Source organism: Rhodococcus sp. DMU2021 (assembly GCF_019641445.1).
Classification (GTDB): domain Bacteria; phylum Actinomycetota; class Actinomycetes; order Mycobacteriales; family Mycobacteriaceae; genus Rhodococcus; species Rhodococcus pyridinivorans.
The window spans coordinates 325,492-346,629 of record NZ_JAIFKB010000002.1 but is presented as its reverse complement, the minus strand read 5'-3'; the positions used below and the strand labels follow the sequence as shown (position 1 = coordinate 346,629).

General features: G+C 70.3%; 10 protein-coding genes and 1 pseudogene. 7 read left to right on the top strand and 4 right to left on the bottom strand.

Going from position 1 to position 21,138, the window contains the following annotated elements:
- Position 1: 1 nt before the first annotated feature.
- Positions 2-1,996 carry a thioredoxin domain-containing protein gene (locus K3M35_RS04870; protein WP_217580056.1) on the top strand — a complete coding sequence of 665 codons (1,995 nt, stop codon included), beginning with the start codon at positions 2-4 and terminating at the stop codon, positions 1,994-1,996.
- Between the two features lie 64 nt (positions 1,997-2,060).
- On the opposite strand, the gene K3M35_RS04865 is transcribed toward K3M35_RS04870, so the two are convergent.
- Together K3M35_RS04865 and K3M35_RS04860 are read right to left on the bottom strand one after the other, a co-directional pair.
- Positions 2,061-2,978 (bottom strand): mechanosensitive ion channel family protein, encoded by a 918-nt coding sequence (locus K3M35_RS04865; RefSeq protein WP_033097237.1) that lies wholly within the window; start codon positions 2,976-2,978, stop codon positions 2,061-2,063.
- Positions 2,979-3,052: 74 nt separating this feature from the next.
- Positions 3,053-3,721: a hemolysin III family protein gene (locus tag K3M35_RS04860; protein WP_217580055.1), complete on the bottom strand. Its 669-nt coding sequence runs from the start codon at positions 3,719-3,721 to the stop codon at positions 3,053-3,055.
- Between the two features lie 157 nt (positions 3,722-3,878).
- Here K3M35_RS04860 and K3M35_RS04855 point away from each other — a divergent pair, with 157 nt between their 5' ends.
- Positions 3,879-4,646, top strand: a complete 768-nt coding sequence (locus tag K3M35_RS04855) for an isoprenyl transferase (RefSeq protein ID WP_006553884.1) — start codon at positions 3,879-3,881, stop codon at positions 4,644-4,646.
- 74 nt (positions 4,647-4,720) lie between these two features.
- Here K3M35_RS04855 and coaA read toward each other — a convergent pair whose 3' ends face one another.
- Complete coding sequence (coaA, locus tag K3M35_RS04850) at positions 4,721-5,653, bottom strand: type I pantothenate kinase (RefSeq protein WP_006553885.1); 933 nt, start codon at positions 5,651-5,653, stop codon at positions 4,721-4,723.
- Between the two features lie 151 nt (positions 5,654-5,804).
- Here coaA and K3M35_RS04845 point away from each other — a divergent pair, with 151 nt between their 5' ends.
- From K3M35_RS04845 to K3M35_RS04830, 4 genes and pseudogenes are all read left to right on the top strand, one after another.
- A complete protein-coding gene (locus K3M35_RS04845; RefSeq protein ID WP_064060078.1) occupies positions 5,805-6,995 on the top strand; it encodes a hypothetical protein in 1,191 nt (396 codons plus the stop codon).
- A gap of 95 nt (positions 6,996-7,090) precedes the next feature.
- Complete coding sequence (gene glyA / locus K3M35_RS04840) at positions 7,091-8,386, top strand: serine hydroxymethyltransferase (RefSeq protein ID WP_006553887.1); 1,296 nt, start codon at positions 7,091-7,093, stop codon at positions 8,384-8,386.
- 161 nt (positions 8,387-8,547) lie between these two features.
- Positions 8,548-9,234, top strand: coding sequence for an isochorismatase family protein (locus K3M35_RS04835; RefSeq protein WP_039584592.1), 687 nt, complete (start codon positions 8,548-8,550; stop codon positions 9,232-9,234).
- A 33-nt stretch (positions 9,235-9,267) separates the two neighbouring features.
- Positions 9,268-9,369 (top strand): annotated as a pseudogene (locus K3M35_RS04830) (aspartate 1-decarboxylase); the annotation flags it as partial.
- Positions 9,370-9,448: 79 nt separating this feature from the next.
- On the opposite strand, the gene K3M35_RS04825 reads toward K3M35_RS04830, so the two are convergent.
- On the bottom strand, positions 9,449-10,324 hold the full coding sequence (locus K3M35_RS04825; protein WP_019288729.1) for a siderophore-interacting protein: 876 nt from the start codon (positions 10,322-10,324) through the stop codon (positions 9,449-9,451).
- 137 nt (positions 10,325-10,461) lie between these two features.
- On the opposite strand from K3M35_RS04825, the gene K3M35_RS04820 reads away from it, so the two are divergent.
- A complete protein-coding gene (locus tag K3M35_RS04820; protein ID WP_220666051.1) occupies positions 10,462-21,111 on the top strand; it encodes a non-ribosomal peptide synthetase in 10,650 nt (3,549 codons plus the stop codon).
- Positions 21,112-21,138: the final 27 nt, after the last annotated feature.

Here is a 21,138-nt window from a genome sequence, read left to right as displayed (position 1 = left end):
CATGGCGAACCGACTGGCCGACGCCCTGAGCCCTTATCTGAGGCAGCACGCCGACAATCCGGTCCACTGGCAGGAATGGGGCGACGACGCGCTCGCGGAGGCGCGCGAGCGCGACGTGCCGATCCTGCTGTCGATCGGGTACGCGGCCTGCCACTGGTGTCACGTCATGGCACACGAGTCGTTCGAGGACGAGGCCACGGCCGCTGTCATGAACGAGAACTTCGTGTGCATCAAGGTCGACCGTGAGGAACGGCCGGACATCGACGCGGTCTACATGAACGCGACCGTCGCCATGGCCGGTCAGGGCGGATGGCCGATGACCTGCTTCCTCACCCCCGACGGCTCGCCTTTCTACTGCGGCACGTTTTACCCGAACACGCCGCGCGGCGGCATGCCGTCCTTCGTCCAACTTCTCGAGGCCATCACCCAGACCTGGCACAACCGGCGCGATGAGGTCTCGCAGGCCGCCGACGCCGTGGCCACCGAACTCCGTCGCAGCAGCGGGGGACTGCCCGTCGGGGAGGCCGCTGTCGAGGCGGTCCTGCTCGACGCGGCGGCCGCTGCGATCGCCACCGACGAGGATCGCGAACACGGCGGCTTCGGGGGCGCACCCAAGTTCCCGCCGTCCAACCTGCTCGAGGGCCTGCTGCGCGGATACGAGCGCACGCGCTCCGCCGACACGCTCGGTCTCGTCGAGCGCACGACCGACGCGATGGCGCGAGGTGGGATCTACGACCAGCTCGGTGGCGGTTTCGCCCGCTACAGCGTCGACTCCGCCTGGACGGTGCCGCACTTCGAGAAGATGCTCTACGACAACGCGCTGCTCCTACGGCTGTACGCGCACCTCGCGCGGGTGACCGGCGCGGAACTGCCGACGCGGGTCACCCGGGAGACCGCCGAATTCCTGCTGCGCGACCTGCTCACCACCGACGGCGGATTCGCCTCGGCGCTCGACGCCGACACGGACGGGGTCGAGGGCCTGACCTACGTGTGGACCCCCGATCAGCTCGTCGAGGTGCTCGGCGCGGACGACGGCCGGTGGGCCGCGGAGGCCTTCACCGTCACTCCCGGCGGCACCTTCGAACACGGCACCTCGGTGTTGCAGCTGCTCGACGAGCCCGACGATCCGGCCCGTCTCGCCGACGTGCGGGCACGCCTGTTCGCGGCCCGGCAGGATCGCGCGCAACCCGGACGCGACGACAAGGTCGTCACCGCGTGGAACGGCTTCGCGATCACCGCACTGGCAGAGGCCGGCATCGCACTGGGCGAACCCGCCTGGATCGACGCGGCGGCGAGATGCGCGCGGTTCCTGCTCGACCGGCACCTCGTCGATGGACGACTGCGCCGCGCGTCGCTCGGAGGTGTCGTCGGATCTCCGGTGGGCGTGCTCGAGGACTACGGAGCACTCGTCACCGCGCTGCTCGCCGTCCATCAGGGGACCGGGGATCGGAGCTGGGTCGAGCGCGCGCGAGAACTCGCCGACGTCGCGCTCACGCAGTTCGCGGATCCGGAACGTCCCGGGAGCTGGTTCGACACCGCGCACGACGCCGAATCGCTGGTCGCCCGGCCGCGCGATCCGGTCGACGGGGCGACGCCGTCGGGGGCGTCGCTGATCGCCGAGGCGTTGCTCGGTCTGTCCGCGCTGGTGCACGACGACCCCCGCTACGCCGATGCCGCCGCGCTGTCGCTGTCGGCGGCCTCGATCCTGCTCGAGAAAGCGCCGCGTGCCGGAGGGCACTGGCTGACCGTGGCCGAGGCGTCGGTGCGCGGTCCGCTGCAGGTCGCCGTCGCGGGTGGCGGCGCACTCCTCGACCTCGCGCGCCGGCTCGCACCGGGGGGAGCGATCGTGGTGGGCGGCGAACCCGACTCGTCGCCGCTGCTCGATGGTCGGCCGCTCGTCGACGGAGCATCCGCGGCCTACGTGTGCCGGGGCTTCGTGTGCGATCGGCCGGTGACGACGGAGACGGATCTGCGCGAGGTGCTCGCCGCGCCCTGACTCGTCGGGGCCAAGCGGTGCCAGGGGCGGTGAATCGGTGCGCTCGGTCCTCTACTTCGAGGGTCTAGCTGCTCACGGCGGCTGCGACCGCGACGTTCGGCGACTCGATGCCGTTCTGATCGAACGCCTCGAGCACCGCGCGGGTGAGACTGCGGCGGATCGCCCACTGCTTCCCGGCGCGCACGCGCACGGTCAGCCGCAGCGTCACCGCACCCGCCGTCACGGAGTTGACCCCGAGCAGTTCGGGCTTCTCCAGGACGTCGGGTGCGATGTCCTCGCGTTCGACGCCGTCGAGTACGGCCCGCAGGGCGATCTGGCAGGCGCGGTCGACATTGGAGGTCGGTGCGATGGGTACGTCGATCACGGAGACCGCGTGGCCCTGGCTCATGTTGCCGACGCGCAGGATCTCGCCGTTGCGGCAGAACCACAGGGTGCCGTCGATGTCGCGGACGGTCGTCACGCGCAGGCCGACCGACTCGACGGTGCCCACCGCGTCGCCGAGGTCCACCACGTCGCCCACACCGTACTGGTCCTCGAGCAGCATGAACATGCCCGAGATGAAGTCCCGCACGAGGTTCTGCGCACCGAAACCAAGAGCAACGCCGGCGATACCGGCCGAGGCGATGAACGGCGCGACGTTGAAGCCGAGCGTGTCGAGCGTCTGCAGCACCACCCAGACGAGCACGACGACCGACACACCGGACTTGAATACCGAGCCGATCGTCTGGGCACGCTGGATCCGGCGTTCGCGCGCGTAGGGATCACCGATGGCGCGTTCGGCGCGTTCCTGCAGCGGTGCGAGGAACGATCGGCGGGGCTTGCCGGATTTCTCACGCGGCTTCGTCATGCGGTCGATCAGTCGGTGGAGGACGAAGCGGAGCACGATCGCGACGACGATGTAACTCACGATCGCGAGCGGCCGGTGGATCAGCCAGTCCCTGTTGGTCTCGGTCAGTTCGAAGGCGAGCAACGGAATAGACATCCCCCGCGAGTCTACAAACGGGTGCCGGAGGCTTCAGGTGGTGTGAGAAGTTGCACGAAGCGGTCGGTGAGGTTTCAACCGAGAATCACGAGCCACACCGCTATCGCGTGACACAGTGCCGCGATGACCGTGGCCGCGTGAAAGAACTCGTGGTGCCCGAACGTCGCGGGCCACGGATCGGGCCAGCGGGTCGCGTAGAGGATCGCTCCTCCGCTGTAGAACAGCCCTCCGACCAGCAGGAGCAGCATGGGAGCGAGACCGACTTCGGCGACCAGCTGTCCGGCAACGGGCACGATGGCCCATCCGAGCAGCAGATACAGCGGCACACCGACCCAGCGCGGCGCCGTAGGCCACAGCATCTTCAGGGCCACGCCCGCCAGCGCGCCCGCCCACACGACGATCAGCAGCGGTCGCCCGGACTCCGGGGGCAGGGCGAGTGTCGCGAACGGGGTGTAGCTGCCGGCGATGAACACGAAGATCATCGAATGGTCGGCGCGCTTCATCCACACGCGGGACCGGGGCCCCCAGTTCAGGCGGTGGTAGAGCGCGCTGACGCCGAACACACCGCACACGGTGAGGCTGTAGATCGTCGCGGGGAGTACGGCGTCCGGGCGGTCGGCGAGGAAGGCGGCGGCCGAGACGAGGGTGACGCCGGCGATGACGGCCACACCGAAGGCCCAGGCGTGGATCCATCCGCGCATCCGCGGTTTGACGGGTAGTTCCTCGAGGCCGAATGCCGTCATGCGTGCGCTCCTCTCGGTACCGATCAGTAACCTACGCACCCGTAGGTTTGTTCCGTCGTCACGTTACAGCCCGTGAGGGCGCTCCGGGAGACTCTGTGACCACCGACGCGACCGTCCGTACGCCTGGGCGTAATGTGACTCGCGTGGTGATGACGGGGTGAGCGTCCGCGGACTGCTGTACCGGCTCTACGAGCGCAGGCTGCTGAAGGAACTCGACGGAGCACGGCATCCGCGACACGTCGCGGTCATGTGCGACGGCAATCGGCGTTGGGCGCGCGAGAACGGCTTCACCGACGTCAGTCACGGCCACCGCGAAGGTGCCAAGAAGATCGCCGAGCTGCTGAGCTGGTGCGACGCGGCCGGTATCGAGACGGCGACGATCTACCTGCTGTCCACCGAGAACCTCCGGCGCGACCCGGAGGAGCTCGATGCTCTGCTCGAGATCATCTCCGACGTGGTGGAGGAGATCTCCGCGCCCGGCCAGAACTGGGGCGTGAAGATCGTCGGCACCACCGATCTGCTCCCGGCCGACCACGCCAAGCGGCTGCACGAGGCCGCGGCCGGCACCGCGGGCCGGACGGGCACGCACGTCAACGTCGCCGTCGGGTACGGCGGTCGCCAGGAGATCGTCGACGCGGTGCAGTCGCTCCTGCGGGTGCGCTACGCGCAGGGGTTGCGTGGCGAAGAGCTCGTCGAGTCCGTAACGGTCGACGGTGTCGACAGCCACCTCTACACGTCCGGTCAACCCGATCCGGACCTCGTGATCCGTACCTCCGGCGAGCAGCGACTGTCCGGATTCCTGCTCTGGCAGTCCGCCTACTCGGAGATCTGGTTCACCGAGGCGTACTGGCCCGAGTTCCGCCGGGTCGACTTCCTGCGCGCGCTGCGCGACTACGCCGCCCGGCACCGCCGGTTCGGCGCCTGACGGCACCCGCCGGTTCGGCGCCTGACGGCGCCCGCCGGTTCGGCGCCTGGAACAGGGCCGAGCGGCGGGGCGCGTCAGAGCTTGCGCAACCGGAGCCGGTTGATGGCGTGATCCGAGTCCTTGCGCAGGACCAGGGTCGCGCGGGGACGCGTCGGCAGGATGTTCTCCACCAGGTTCGGCAGGTTGATCGAGTGCCAGATCTCCTTCGCGGCACTCATCGCGTCCCGGTCCGACAGGTTCGCGTAGTGGTGGAAGTGCGCCTCGGGATCCGCGAAGGACGTCTTACGCAGCGCGAGAAAGCGTTCCACGTACCACTTCTCGATGTCCTCGATACGCGCGTCGACGTAGATCGAGAAGTCGAACAGGTCGGAGACCATCAACCGCGGACCGGTCTGCAGCACGTTCAGGCCCTCGATGATGAGGATGTCCGGCTGCCGCACGATGTGGTACTGACCCGGGATGATGTCGTACGAGATGTGGGAGTAGATCGGCGCCGCAACCTCTTTCGCTCCCGACTTGACCTCGGTGACGAACCGCAGCAGTTTGCGCCGGTCGTAGCTCTCGGGAAAACCCTTGCGGTGCATGATGTTGCGCCGCACCAGTTCCTTGGTGGGGTAGAGGAACCCGTCGGTGGTCACGAGATCCACCCGCGGGTGATGGTCCCAGCGTGCCAGCAACGCCTGCAGCACACGGGCCGTGGTGGACTTGCCGACCGCCACCGAACCGGCCACACCGATCACGAACGGCACCTGCTGGTCGGGATGCTTCTCCCCGAGGAAGGTCGCGGTCGCGGCGAACAACCGCTGCTTCGCTGCGACCTGCAGGTGGATCAACCGGGCGAGGGGGAGATACACCTCCGCGACCTCCGCGAGATCGATCTGCTCGCCCAGGCCCCGAAGCCCGATGAGTTCGTCCTCGGTGAGGACGAGGGGAGTCGACTTCCGCAGCGTCCGCCACTGCTTGCGGTCGAACTCGACATACGGGCTCGGTTCGTTCAGACGAGCCATCGGCACGGCTTCCCGGTGGCGCGGCGGATGCGGCGTTGCATGTCCATGTAACGGATTGTGCTCGCTGACACAGGCGGATGCCTCCCCGGGGTCCCCACCCCGGCGGGTTCTCCCGTGTCGGGTCGCCGACGAGCGACTACGCTCGGCCGGTATGGGAGCCGACGACTTCGTGAACGAATATCTGCTGCTGGGCCTGGCTTTCGACCGGCTCGAGGACGGGTACGTCGACGCCTACACCGGCGATCCCGCGCTGCGGCGGAAGGTCGAGAACGCCCCGACCCCCGATCCCCGTGATCTATCACACACCGCGCGACGCCTGCGGGACGAACTTCCCGGTGCGGCACTGTCCGACGAGCGCACCCGTTTCCTCGACGTGCATCTGCGCGCCCTCGACTGCTCGGCCCGCAAGTTCGCGGGGGAGGAGATCGGTTTCGTCGACGAGGTCGAGGCATACTTCGACGTCCGCATCGCGCCCGGCGACGAGGACACCTACCGCGACGCGCACCGTCGCCTCGATGCGTTGCTGCCCGGCACCGGATCGCTCACCGAACGGATGCAGGCCCACCGCAAGTCCGATGTGATCCCCGCCGATCGTCTCGCCGAATGCGTCGACGCGTTCTCGAGCGCTCTACGGGAGAAGGTGCGGGCGGTCTACCCATTGCCCGACACCGAGCGTGTCGAGTACGAGATCGTCGGCGACAAGCCGTGGTCGGGCTTCAACTACTACCTCGGCGACTACCGTTCGCGGGTCGCGATCAACTCCGATCTCGAACAGACGATGGCGCACCTGCCGCGGCTGATCGCGCACGAGGCGTATCCCGGGCACCACACCGAGCACTGCCGCAAGGAGGCCGGTCTCGTCGCCGGCGGTCAGGCCGAGCAGACGTTGTTCCTCGTCAACACCCCGCAGTGCCTCATGGCGGAAGGGCTCGCCGATCTTGCGCTCGAAGCGATCGTCGGCCCGGGCTGGGGGGAGTGGGCGCAGGACATCTACGCCGATCTCGGGCTCCGGTTCGACGGCGAACTGGCCGAGCAACTGTCCGAGGCGTCCGAGCAGTTGCTCTCGGTGCGGCAGGACGCCGCGCTGCTGCTCCACGACCGCGGGCGCAGCCACGACGAGGTCGTGGAATTCCTGCAGCGCTGGTCGCTGTCGAGCCCCGAACGTGCCCGGCAGTCGCTGCGGTTCCTGTCGTCGCCGTTGTGGCGCGCCTATATCAGCACCTATGTGGAGGGCTACCGGCTCCTCGGCAGCTGGCTCGGGCAGGTTCCGGCCGGAGCCGAGCGCGCCGACCGTTTCCGGCGCCTGCTCGACGAACCCCTGGTGCCCAGCAGCCTGCGGTGAACCGCAGGTCGCTCGGGGACCGGCTTCCGGAGCGGTGGACGGCCTTCGTAGACTGGAGGACGTATCCCTGACGTCCTCTGCTTGGAGAAACCTCGATGACCGCTGCGCCCGGCGCCGACGTGAACACTGCCGCACTGAACGACCTCGATCCCGAGGTCGCCGAGGCCATGGCCGGCGAGCTGTCGCGTCAGCGCGACACGCTCGAGATGATCGCGTCGGAGAACTTCGTGCCGCGCGCCGTCCTCCAGGCCCAGGGCAGCGTCCTGACCAACAAGTACGCCGAGGGTTACCCCGGTCGTCGCTACTACGGCGGCTGCGAGAACGTCGACGTCGTCGAGGACCTCGCCCGTAACCGCGCCAAGGAGCTCTTCGGCGCCGATTTCGCGAACGTGCAGCCGCACTCGGGTGCGCAGGCGAACGCGGCGGTGCTCATGGCGCTGATGACCCCCGGCGAGAAGCTGCTCGGTCTCGACCTCGCGCACGGCGGCCACCTCACGCACGGCATGAAGCTCAACTTCTCCGGCAAGCTGTACGACGTCGCGTCCTACGGGGTCAGCAAGGACGACCACCGCATCGACATGGACGAGGTCCGCGACATCGCGCTGCGCGAGAAGCCGAAGGTCATCGTCGCCGGCTGGTCCGCCTACCCGCGCCACGAGGACTTCGCCGCCTTCCGCTCCATCGCCGACGAGGTCGGTGCCTACCTGTGGGTCGACATGGCGCACTTCGCCGGTCTGGTCGCCGCAGGCCTGCACCCGTCGCCGGTGCCCTACGCCGACGTCGTCTCCACCACCGTGCACAAGACCCTCGGTGGCCCGCGTTCCGGCCTGATCCTCGCCAAGCAGGAATGGGCGAAGAAGATCAACTCGGCCGTCTTCCCCGGTCAGCAGGGCGGACCGCTCATGCACGCGATCGCCGCGAAGGCCGTCGCGCTGAAGATCGCCGCGAGCGACGAGTTCAAGGACCGCCAGCGGCGCACCCTCTCCGGTGCCCGGATCATCGCCGACCGCCTGTCGCAGTCCGACGTCGCCGACAAGGGCATCTCGGTGCTCACCGGTGGCACCGACGTGCACCTGGTCCTGGTCGACCTGCGCAACTCGCAGCTCGACGGCCAGCAGGGTGAGGACGCCCTCCACGAGGTCGGCATCACCGTCAACCGCAACGCCGTGCCGTTCGATCCGCGTCCCCCGATGGTCACCTCGGGCCTGCGCATCGGCACCCCGGCGCTCGCGACCCGCGGTTTCGGCGACGAGCAGTTCACCGAGGTCGCCGAGATCATCGCGCAGACGCTCGTCGGTGGCGCCGACGCCGAGTCGCTGCGGACCCGCGTGAGCGCCCTGGCACAGTCCGTGCCGCTGTACGAGGGCCTCGAGGACTGGCGTCTGATCTGACGGCTTCCTACTGTCGCCGACCGGCCCGCACCGATCTCCGGTGCGGGCCGGTCGGCGTATCAGGGGTCGAGACATCCCACCGTAGGGCTGGTTAGGGTAGCCTATGCATGCCGACACTGTCGGTGCCCGCACGCGTACCCCGAACAGCAGAAGGAAGTCGCATGGCCATCCCGAGCATCGATCCGTACGAGTTGCCTACCAGCGACGAGATTCCCGCTGCTCGGGTGGACTGGACGATCGATACGTCCCGCTGTGCACTGCTGATCCACGACATGCAGAAGTACTTCATCGACGCCTACCGGCGCGATGCCGAACCCCTCGCGACCGTGGTGCCCAACATCGTCCGCCTCCGCGAGGCGTGCCTGGCCGCCGGTATCCCCGTCGTCTACACGATGCAGCCCGGCGACCAGCATCCGTCGCGTCGCGGCATCCTTGCCGACTTCTGGGGCGTCGGGCTGAGCACCGGCCGCGACACCGAGGTCATCGACGAACTGACCCCCGGCCCGGACGACATCCAGGTCACCAAGTGGCGCTACTCGGCGTTCCAGCGCACCGACTTCCGTCAGCTGCTCGCGCACAACGGCCGCGACCAGCTCATCGTCACCGGCGTCTACGCACACATGGGCTGTATGCTCAGCGCCGCCGACGCCTTCATGAGCGACGTCGCGCCGTTCATGGCCCTCGACGCCACCGCCGACTTCTCCCGCGACGAGCACCTCATGGCGCTCCAGTACGTCGCCAAGCGGGTCGGCCGGGTCGAGACCACGGACGCGCTGATCGAGTCGATTACCGCGTCAGCGCGTCGCCGCGACCGCGAGACCGAAGAACTCACCGCATCGCTGCGCTGACCGGCACGGTCCGAGAATCGGGAACTTCAGCACATGCAGCGAATTCTTCTGTCCGGCAAGATCCATCGCGCGACCGTCACCCACGCCGATCTGCACTACGTCGGATCGGTGACGATCGACCGCGACCAACTCTCACCGCGCTGACGCGGGAAGCGATTTCGGTGTTCTCGACGTCGCCGGGCGCTGTCGAGAACACCGAAATCGTCCGGATCGTCTAGGTGGTGCCGCGACGACGCGCCTCGAGCGTCTCGACGGCCTGCTCGCGCAGCAGCCGCAGGCGGGCCAGCGGGCGATCGGACTCGGGGCTGCGCCAGTAGCCCGACGCGTCGAGCATCGGCTTGGCGATGCCGAGTCGCTTCGACACGGCGCGCAGTTCCTTCACGATCGATGCCTCGCCGGCGATCCACATCCAGCCCTCACCGCCGCGCGGCGCACCCGACTCGACGGCCTCGGCGAGCACGGTGGCGTCGGAGACTCCGGGACGACGGTGCACCCACCTCACGCCCGCGAGATCGGACTGTTCCTCCTGCGGACCGTCGACCAGCGCGAAGACGTGCATCGGCACCGTGCCACCGTAGGTCTCGACGAAGCGCCCCAGTGCGGGTAGTGCGGTCTCGTCGCCGGCGAGCAGCCACCAGTCGGCGCCCTGCGGCGGGATGATCGCGACCTTGGGTCCCGCGAGGTGGAGCACGCTGCCGGGTTCGGCGGTGCGGGCCCAGTTACCGGCGGGGCCGTGTCCGTGCAGGACGAAGTCCAGATCGAGCTCCCCGGCCACGGGATCGAAGCGACGCACCGTGTAGGCGCGGGCCACGGGTGCGGGCTTGCGGGGCCAGTGCAGGTGCCCGTCGTGCTGTTCGGGCAGGGCAGGGGTCTCGCTGCCGGGTTCGGGCAGGAAGATCTTGACGTAGTCGTCGGCACCCTCGGTGGTGAACGCCGGGGCATCGTAGTCGCCGCTGCGGAAGGCACCGAGCTGCTCGCCGCCCAGGGTGATCCGACGCATCCGCGGTGTCACGTCCACCGCGCGGAGCACGGTCAGGCGCCGCAGGACGATGGGCAGGGAGACGCGGGTCGGGGGCGTCGTCACCGGCATGGTGAGCTCCTTCCGGACGGGACCGGCCGGACAATTCGGGCGGGCGCGTCGCTGCTGGTATGGTTAGGCGGCCCTAACTATATCCGGACGGAGGGGCGGATCCGAGGGGGCGGGTCCAGGAATGCCGAGGAGTACCCGTGGAATCGATCGTGCCTCTGCCGTTGACCGCTGCCCAGGCGGGAATGTGGTTCGCGCAGACGATCGACCCCTCGAACGCGACACTCGTCACCGGGCACTTCCTCGAGATCGACGGCGCCATGGATCCGGACGTGCTCGCCCGCGCCGTCCACACGGTCTTCGACGAATCCGCCGGACTGCGCGCCCGGATCGCCGTCGTCGACGAGGTGCCCGTCCAGTTCCCCGGTGCCCATCCGGCGCCGGAGATCGAGGTCACCGACCTCACCGCCGACGCCGATCCGCGGCGGACGGCCGTCGACACGATGCGCGCGATCCTGCGCGTGCCGATGGATCCGACGGCCGAAGCCGGCATCGGCGCCCGGGTGTTCGTCCTCGGACCGGACCGTGTCCTGCTGTTCCTGCGCGCCCACCACGCCTTGCTCGACGTCTACGGCTACAGCCTGGTCGAACGCCGCATCGTCGCCGTGTACACCGCACTCGTGCGCGGCGAGGACGTCCCGCCCGCGACCTTCGGCTCCGTCGAGCAGGTCGTCGCCGAGGACGAGGAGTACCGCAGCGGCGAGCGCATCGTCGCCGACCGCGACTTCTGGACCGAGACGCTGCATGGTGCACCCGACGCGCTCGGCCTCGCGGAGACCGCGGTGCCGGCCGCGTCCTCGCTCGCCCGCGCGGTGGTCACCGAATCGGTGCAGGTCCCCGGGGACGTCGCCGAGGCGCTCGACGTAGCGGCACGCCGCGCCGGGGTGGGCTGGCCCGACCTCGTCACCGCCGCGACCGCCGCCTATCTCGGCCGGGTCACCGCGGTCCGCGACGTGGTGCTCGGGTTCCCGGCCATGAACCGGATGGGCAGCGTCGCCGCGAAGGTGCTCACCACCGCCGTCAATGTCGTGCCCCTCCGCATCGAGGTCGCTCCGGAGGCGAGTCTCGCGGCGCTCGCCGCCGACGTGCGCGCCACCGTCGCTGCGCAGGGACGCCACAGTCGCTACCGGGGCGAGGACATCCACCGCGACCTGCGTCTGCCCGCGACCAGTCCCGGTCCGGTGGGCCCGACGGTCAACATCAAGCCGTTCGGCGACACCGTGCGATTCGGCGACGCGACCGCCACCGTGCACTCGCTCGCGCGCGGTCCCGTCCACGACCTCGCGGTGGTCGCCCGTCGTGTCGACAGCACCCGCGCACTCGAACTGACCCTCGACGCCGACGCCGACCGGTACACCGCCGAGGAGGTCGCCGGTCACGCCGCGGCCATCGCGCGACTGCTCACCTTCGCCGCCCGGGAGGACGCGGACGAACGTCCTCTCGCCCACGCCGACCTGCTGAACCCGGATTTCCGCGCCGATCTCGAATCCCGTTGGCACGGAATCGTATCCGAGTCTGTCGCGCCCGACGCGATGGATCTGTTCGACGCGCAGGTGGCCGCCGCCGGTGCCGCACCCGCGCTCGTCGCGGGCGCCGACCGTCTCACCTACGCCGAACTCGACGCGCGCATCGGTGCCGTCGCAGGCGAACTCGCACGGGCTGGTGCGCGGTGCGAGGTGACGGTCGCGCTCGCCCTGCCACGCACCGCCGACATGGTGGTCGCGCTCCTCGCCGTGCTGCGGACGGGCGCGGCGTACCTGCCGCTCGATCCCGCCTTCCCCGCCGAGCGACTCGAGTACATGCTCGACGACGCGCGACCGGCGATCCTGCTCACCACCGACGACTTCGCCGACCGTCTCGGTGCATCGACCCCGGACGCCACGGCGGTCTTCCGTGACGGCGTCCTGCACTGGCGCGGCGACGTCCCCGTCGGCACCACGCCTTCCGAGCGAGTCGTGCCCGACCAGTCGGCATATGTCATCTACACCTCGGGTTCGACCGGCCGGCCGAAGGGTGTCGTGCTCTCGCGCGGCGCACTCGCCCGCTTCGTCGACGCCGCGACCGATCTCGCCGGAATCGGCACGCACACTCGGCTTCTCGCCCTGACCACCCTGTCGTTCGACATCTCGGTGCTCGAACTGATCGTGCCGCTGTGCCGCGGCGGGGCCGTCGTGCTCGCGGGCGACGACGAGGCGCGCGATCCGGCGGCCCTGGCCGCGCTCGCCGCCACCGAGTCGGTGGACTGCATCCAGGCCACCCCGTCGCTGTGGGGCGCGATCGTCGAACACGACGGTCTGGATCTCGCCGGTACGGGCGTGCTTGTGGGCGGCGAGGGCCTGCCCGCCGTCCTGGCCGGAACCCTCGCTGCGCGAGCGTGTTCGGTCGTCAACATGTACGGCCCCACCGAGGCGACGGTGTGGTGCACCTCCGCTCCGGTCGCGCCGGATCTGCCGTGGACCGGGTCGGTGGGCCGCCCCTATCCGGGAACCGGTGTGCGCGTGCTCGACCGGCAGTTGCAGCCCGTGCCGGTCGGCGCGGCCGGTGAGCTGTACGTCGTGGGGCAGCAGCTCGCGCGCGGCTACCGCGGCCGCCCCGACCTCACCGCGGCCCGCTTCGTCGCCGATCCCTTCGGCGCCGGCCGGATGTACCGCACGGGCGATCTCGTGCGCTGGACCGCCGACGGCACCCTGCAGTATCTCGGACGCGGCGACGACCAGGTCAAGGTCCGCGGACACCGCATCGAACTCGGTGAGATCGAGACCGCCGCAGCGCAATTCGCCGGCGTGGCGCAGGCCGTCGTGGTCGCCCGGCCCGACGCCACCGGTGCGGCCCGCCTCGTGGGCTACGTGACCGGCACCGACGTCGACACCGCAGCACTGCACGACTTCCTCCGCACACGTCTGCCCGAGTACATGGTGCCGTCGCTGACGGTCGTGCTCGACGAGTTCCCGCTCACCGCGAACCTCAAGGTCGACCGCAAGGCACTGCCCACCCCGGAGATCGGCGCCCCCGACACCGGTCGCGATCCCGAGACCGCCACCGAACACACCCTCGCCGGTGTCTTCGCCGACCTGCTCGGACTCCCGGCCGTCGGTGTCGAGGCCGACTTCTTCACCCTCGGCGGAACGTCGCTGTCCGCCACCCGTCTCGTCGCCCGGATCCGCTCGGCGCTGGACGTCGAGGTGTCGCTGCGCGACGTCTTCGACGCTCCCACCGTGGCCGAATTGGCCGTGGTGGTCGACGGCGCGAGCCCGGCACGTCCCCGCTTCGTTGCAGGACCGCGACCGGCGCGGATCCCGCTGTCGTCGGCCCAGCAGCGCCTGTGGTTCCTCGACCGTGCCCAGGGACCGTCGCCGACCTACAACATCCCCTTCGCCCTCGAACTGCGCGGCCGGCTCGACGCCGTCCTGCTCGACCGTGCGCTGGTGCACGTCGTCGCCCGGCACGAGGTGCTGCGCACCGTCGTCGACGTCGTCGACGGTGAGCCCGTGCAGGTCGTCGCCGACACGCCGTCGACGGTCCTGCAGGTCGCGGAGGCGCGCGACGGGAATGCCACGGCACTTCTCGACGCGGCCGCGCGGGCATCCTTCGACCTCGGACAAGACCGTCCGTTCCGTGCGCATCTCGTGCGACGCGCACCGGATGACGCGGTGCTGCTGCTCGTCGTGCATCACATCGCCGGCGACGAGTGGTCGGCCGAGACGGTCTTCGCCGACCTCGCCGCCGCCTACGCCGATCTCTCGGCGGGTCGTGTGCCCGACGACGCGCCGCGTCCCCAGTACGCGGACTTCGCGGTGTGGCAGCGTGGTCTCGCCGACGACCCCGCCGCCGCCGTGCTCCGCGACCGCGACCTCGCGTTCTGGTGCTCCACCCTTGCCGGAGCACCGGAGGAACTCGCCCTGCCACACGACCGTCCGCGACCCGCGGTGCCGAACCACCGCGGTGGCGAGGTGCACGTGCAGGTGGATTCGGAACTGTCTGCGGCCCTGCGGGGTACGTGTTCCCGTTCCGGGACGAGCATGTTCATGCTCACCCACGCCGCCGTGGCCGTCCTGTTCACCGCGCTCGGGGCGGGCGACGACATCGTGCTCGGCGCGCCCGTCGCGGGTCGCGCCGACAGCGGACTCGAGGACGTCGTCGGATTCTTCGTCGACACCATCGCCCTGCGCACCGATCTGTCCGGCGATCCCGATACCGCCGAGATTCTGACGCGCGTACGGCACGCCGACCTCGCCGCCCTGGCCCACCAGGAGGTGCCCTTCGACGAGGTGGTCGACGCCGTCGGTCTCACCCCGTCGCTCGCGCGGCACCCGCTCTTCCAGACGGTGGTGCAGTACCGCACCGAACCGGTCGTCCCGCAGATCGGCGACACCACCGCGACCGTGTCGTATCTGTCCACCGACACGTCGAAGTTCGATCTCACCGTCGACTTCGTCGACGCGGCCGACGGCCTGTCGATCCGCTTCGAGTACGCCGAGGACCTCTACGACCGTACGAGCGTACGGACCCTCGGGCAGCGTCTGCTGTCGGTGCTCGCGGCCTTCGCCGACCCCGAACCGCGACACCTCTCATCGATCGACGTGCGCACCGACGAAGAGCGCGCCGCCGACACCGTCGCGACGGTGCCCGCCACCACGCAGCTGCTGCCGGACCTGCTCGCGGCGGCCTTCGCCGCCCGCCCGGATCACCCGGCGCTCGTGTTCGGCACCGAGACGTCGAGCTATCGGGAATTCGGGGCGCGCGTGCACCGTTCGGCTCGCGCACTCGCCGAACGGGGTGTCGGGCCCGGCAGTGTCGTCGCGGTCGCGGCGGCACGGTCCGACGCCGCCGTGGTGGCGCTGGCCGCCGTCGTGGTCTCCGGTGCCGCCTACCTGCCCGTCGACCTGTCGTACCCGCCGGCGCGCATCGAGTTCATGCTCACCGACGCCGCACCCGATCTCGTGCTTGTGGATACGGAAGGCGCCGTGCCCGGAGAGGCACCGGAGCTGACCCTCGCCGCACTGGCCGAAGCGGCGCAAGGCCACTCGGACGCACCGATCACCGACCTCGACCGCAGCCGCCCGCTGCATCCGGCGGACGGGTCGTACGTCGTATACACCTCCGGTTCGACGGGTGTGCCCAAGGGTGTCGTCGGAACCGCTGCGGCGCTGGCGAACCGGTTGGTCTGGCAGGCGGCACGCGTCCGCCCGGCCGGCGACGACGTGCGCCTGGCCAAGAGCTCGCTGAGCTTCATCGACGGATCCACCGAGCTGTTCGCCGGTCTGCTCTCCGGTGCGACGATGGTCCTCGCCGACGACGCCGCCTCCCGTGACGCCGAGGCCCTCGCCGATCTCGTCGTCCGGCACCGCGTCCGGATGCTCACCGCGGTGCCGAGCCTCGCCGAGACCCTCGCCGCCCTGCGCCCCGAGGCCGCGGAACTCGTCGACACGTGGTTCCTCAGTGGAGAACCCCTCGGCACGAGCGTGATCGCGGCACTGCCGGGCGCACGGGTGATCAACTCGTACGGTTCATCGGAGGTCGCCGGCGACGTCACGATCTGGACGGCGCCGGGCTCCGACGTCGACCGCGTCCGCATCGGTGCCCCAGTCGACGGCGTGACCGCGCGCATCCTCGACCGGCACCTGCGTCCCGTCCCGGACGGGGTGACCGGCGAACTCTACGTCGGGGGAGTGCAGTCCGCCCGCGGCTATCTCGGCCGCCCGGATCTGACCGCGGCGCGGTTCGTCGCCGACCCCACCGGCAGCGGCACCCGGCTCTTCCGCACCGGGGACCTGTTGCGGCGCAACGCCTCCGGAGAACTCGAGTTCGTCTCGCGCGCCGACCACCAGCTGAGCCTGCGCGGTTTCCGCATCGAACCCGGCGAGGTCGAAGCCACATTGCTGCGGCACCCGGCGGTGACCGCGGCCCTCGTCACCGTGCGCCCGTCGGCGTCCGGGACCGATCTGCTCGTCGGTTACGTCGTCGCCGATCCGGCCGCGCCGCGTCCGGCGGCCATCGACCTGCAGGACCATCTGCGGACCGTGGTGCCGGACTACATGATTCCCGCGGTCTTCGTCGTGCTCGACGCCATGCCGACCCTGCCCAACGGCAAGGTCGACCGCGCGTCCCTGCCCGATCCCGCCCGGAGTCACAGCACACGCGAGGCCACCGATGACGAACGCGCCGTGTGCGAGGTGCTCGCCGAACTCCTCGGTGTCCGCCAGGTGGGCCCCGACGACGACTTTTTCGCCCTCGGCGGCAATTCGCTCCTCGCGACACGTCTGTCCGCGGCGCTGCGCATGCGCACCGGCCGGAACCCGTCGATCCGCGACATCTTCGATCTGCGCACCCCCGCGCGACTCGCGGCGACGGTCCCGGCCACCGCCGTCGGACCCGAACTCGTGCGCCGCGACCACGCCGATCTCGTCCCGATGTCGGCGGCGCAGCGCCGGCTGTGGTTCCTCTTCCGCCTCGAGGGCGCGTCGGCGACCTACAACATCCCGTACACGATGCGGCTGCGCGGCGCGCTCGACGTCGACGCTCTGCGGGGTGCCCTGCAGCACCTGATCGCCGGGCACGACACGCTGCGCACGGTGTTCACCGAGCCGGACGAGGGCGACGTCGAGCAGATCGGCTACCAGCGGGTGCTGCCCGCCGAGGACTGCACCGTCGACCTGCGGATCGTCGACGCCGCCCCGGCGGATCTCGACGTGCTGCTCACCGAGGAGGCGGGCCGTCCGTTCGATCTCGCCCACGACCTGCCGATCCGCGCGACGCTCGTGCGCACCGCTCCCGACGACGCGCGCCTGTTGGTGCTCGTGCACCACATCGCCGCCGACGAGTGGTCCGCCACGCCGCTCGTCGCCGACCTGTCCGCCTGGTACGCGCACCTGACCACCGGGGCACCCGCGCCTGCGCCGCTACCGGTGCAGTACCGGGACTTCACTCTCTGGCAGGACGAACGTCTCGGTACCGGGGACGAGTCTCTGCGTGAGGTCCAGACCGAGTACTGGGCACGCGTCCTCGACGGCGCACCCGAGGAACTCGCCGTTCCGCACGACCGGCCGCGCGGGGCCGTCAGCAGTTACCGCGGCGGCGCGGTCCCGTTCACCGTCGACCCGCGCACCCGGGAAGCACTCGCCGACATCGCCGCCGAATCCGGCGCGACGATGTTCATGCTCACCCACGCGGTCGTCGCAGTACTGCTGCGCGCGCACGGCGCCGGGGACGACATCGTCCTCGGCACTCCCGTCGCGGGTCGTCCCGACGCCGCCCTCGACCGGATCGTCGGCTTCTTCGTCAACACGCTCGTGCTGCGCACCGATCTGTCCGGCGACCCCACCGTCCGCGACCTGCTCACGCAGGTCCGGGAGGTGGACCTCGACGCCTATGCTCACCAGGACCTGCCGTTCGAGGTGCTCGTCGAACGACTCGCCCCGGCACGGTCGCTCGCACGCCAGCCGCTGTTCCAGATCATGGTGCAGTACCGCGACCGCCTCGACGAGATCCGCATGCCCGGACTCGACGCCGAACCGGTCTTCGTCGAGACCGGCACGTCGAAGTTCGACCTGACCTTCGACCTCGCCGAGACCGACGACGGCGGGATCCGCGGTCGCATCGAGTACGCGACCGACCTGTTCGACCGCGGCACCGTAGACGGATTCGTGCAGCGACTCACGGCTCTGTTGGCGGAGATCGCGGCGAATCCGGACGCCTCGCTGTCGCAGTTGAGCGTGCTCACCGTCGACGACCGGAAGGCATTGGTGGCAGTGGAGATCGGCACGGTCCGAGACGACGGTCCCGATCGCACGGTCCCCGAGCTGTTCTCGCAGCAGGTCGCTGCGACACCGGATGCCCTCGCGCTCGTCGACGACGCCACCGGACGGCGGTGGACCTACGCCGAACTCGACCGTGCCGTCGCCGCTCTGGCCGGGCATCTGCGTGCCGTTCCCGGAGTAGGAATGGATGCCGTCGTGGCCGTGGCGATTCCGCGCAGCACCGCTCTCGTGATCGCCCTCCTTGCGATCCACCGCGTCGGTGCGGCCTATCTGCCGCTCGACGAGAACTATCCCGCCGAGCGACTCGCGTACATGCTCTCCGACGCGCAGCCCGTCGCGGTCGTGGCGGCCGCCGGTGTGGCGATGACCTTCGACTCCGGTGTGCCGGTGCTCGAGGTCGACGAATCCGGTTCCGTCGGAACCGATCCCGCAGATCCGGTCGCAGCACCGACCGTGATGCCCCTCGACTGCGCGGCGTACGTGCTCTACACCTCCGGATCCACCGGAACCCCGAAGGGTGTCGTCGTCGGCCATCGCGCCGTGGCCAACCGGCTGCGGTGGATGCAGGACGAATACGGTCTCACCGCCGAGGATCGGGTGCTGCAGAAGACCCCGTCCGGATTCGACGTGTCGGTGTGGGAGTTCTTCTGGCCGCTGATCACCGGCGCCACGCTCGTCGTCGCGACCGCCGACGGTCACCGCGACCCGCATTATCTGCGCGATGTGATCGCCCGGCAGTCGATCACCACGGCGCACTTCGTGCCGTCGATGCTCGCGGCGTTGCTCGACGTGCTCGCCGCCGAGCAGGACCGGGCACTGCGCCTGACCCGGGTGATCTGCAGTGGTGAGGCGCTGACCGCCGACCATCGCGACCGCTTCCACACCCTCGTCGACGCCGAACTGCACAACCTCTACGGCCCCACCGAGGCGGCCGTCGACGTCACCGCGGCACCGATTCCGGCGCAGGGCATTCCGTGGGTCCCGATCGGACGGCCGATCGACAACACCCGCACCCTCGTCCTCGACGAGCGGCTCCGGCCCGTGGCGCCGGGCGTCGTCGGCGAGTTGTATCTCGGCGGTGTCCAGCTCGCCCGCGGCTACCACCGGCGCGCGGGCCTGACGGCGGGCCGGTTCGTCGCCGACCCCTACAGCGACGCGGGGGAGCGGCTCTACCGCACCGGCGACCTCGTGCGGTGGCGCGACCGGGGCGCGGGCCTCGAACTCGACTACATCGGCCGCGCCGACGGGCAGGTCAAACTCCGCGGCCTGCGCATCGAACTCGGGGAGATCGAGGCGACGCTGGTCGCGCATCCGAACGTCGCGCAGAGCGCCGTCGTGGTGCGCGACGGCATGCTCGCCGGCTACGTGGTGCCCCTGTCCGGGCGCACCGTCGAACCGGCCGATCTACTCGCGCACGCCGCGACCTCCCTGCCCGATCACATGGTCCCGGTGACCGTGACCGTGCTCGAGGTACTGCCGCTCGGACCGAACGGCAAACTCGATCGCAGGGCACTTCCCGATCGGCAACCGACCGCGACGACGCGCCGCGACCCGGAGACCCCCGCCGAGGCCGCACTGTGCGAATTGTTCGAGGAGGCACTGCGTCTCGACGTCGTCGGACCGGACGACGACTTCTTCGCGCTCGGTGGCGACAGCATCGTCTCGATGCAGGTCGTCACGGCCGCGCGCCGCAAGGGCATCGAGTTCGGCCCGCGGGAGATCTTCCGGTGGCGCACCCCGGCCGGTCTCGCCGCCGTCGCGCAGTTCGCCGAGACGGCTGTTGCTCATTTCGCCGAGACGGCGGGGCAGCCGGCCGGTCTCGTGGACGATCGGGAGCCGGGCCCGGTGCCCGTGCCGCCGGCCGTGCACGCACTGCGAGAGATCGGTGCAGAGCCGGCCGGAGCCGCACTCGTGTTCGCCGTCGACACCCCGGCGGACGAGGAGAAGGCGACGGGTGCCGTGCGCACGGTGGTCGCCGCTCACGATGCGCTGCGCATGCGGCTCACCCGCGTGGCCTCGGTGCTGTGGTCGCTCGACACCCACCCCGCCGGCGACGAGGTACCGGTACGGGTCGTCGAGACCACCGACCTCGCAACAGCGCAGCAGCAGGCCCGCACCGAGGCCGCCGAGGCTCTCGACCCCGAGGCCGGACCGGTGCTCTCGGCCGTGTGGCTGACCACCGGGCAGACCGGTCGACTCGTGGTGGCGGTCCACCCGATCGTCGCCGACGGTGTCTCCGTCGGCGTGCTCGCCGCCGACCTGGCTGCGGCGGTCACCGGGGGACCGGTTGCCGTTCCCGCAGCCACCGCGCAGGGACTCGCGACCCGCATCAACGAGCGCGCGCAGGACCCGGCGCTGCTCGGGGAACTGGCGCACTGGGCGCAGGTCCTCGCCCCGGGCGCCGCGCTGAGCACCGCGGTGCTCCCCGTCGGCGATCCGGTCGAGATCGCCGCAGTCGAGGTCAACGCCGGTCCGTCCGGTGAACAGGACCTCGCTGTCGCGGCAGTGACCGCGTTGGCAGTCGCCGTCGGACGCGTCCGCGAGGCCGCGCCGGCACATTTGCTCGTCGAGATCGAACGCGACGCACGTGAATTCTCCGACGGCGAGCCGGACTGCACCCGGACCGTGGGTCCGTTCGCCGTCGGTGTGCCCGTGCGGGTTCCCGTCGCCGACGATCCGGACGCGGTGTCGACCGGTGTGGCCGCCGCCGTGGACGGGGTGCCCGGGGACGGGTCCGGTTACGCGCTGCTGCGGCACCTCAACGCCCAGGCCGCACCGGCCTTCATGGCACTGGCCCGGCCCGACGTCCTCGTCCGGATCGACACGGTGCCGACGGAACGGCGGACCCCGTGCGGGCGCGCCCTCGAGCTGTCGGTGCGGATCGAGGAGAAAGCGGGCGGTCGTATATTCACAGCCACGATGCGGTCGGACGGACGAATTTCCTGCGAGGAGATCCGAGGGCTGTCCGAGGCCTGGACGACGGCGATGAACGCGCCGGTGGGAGCAGGTTTCAGCACCCCCTCGGGCGCCTAGTATGGTTAGCCTAACCATTAGCTAGTC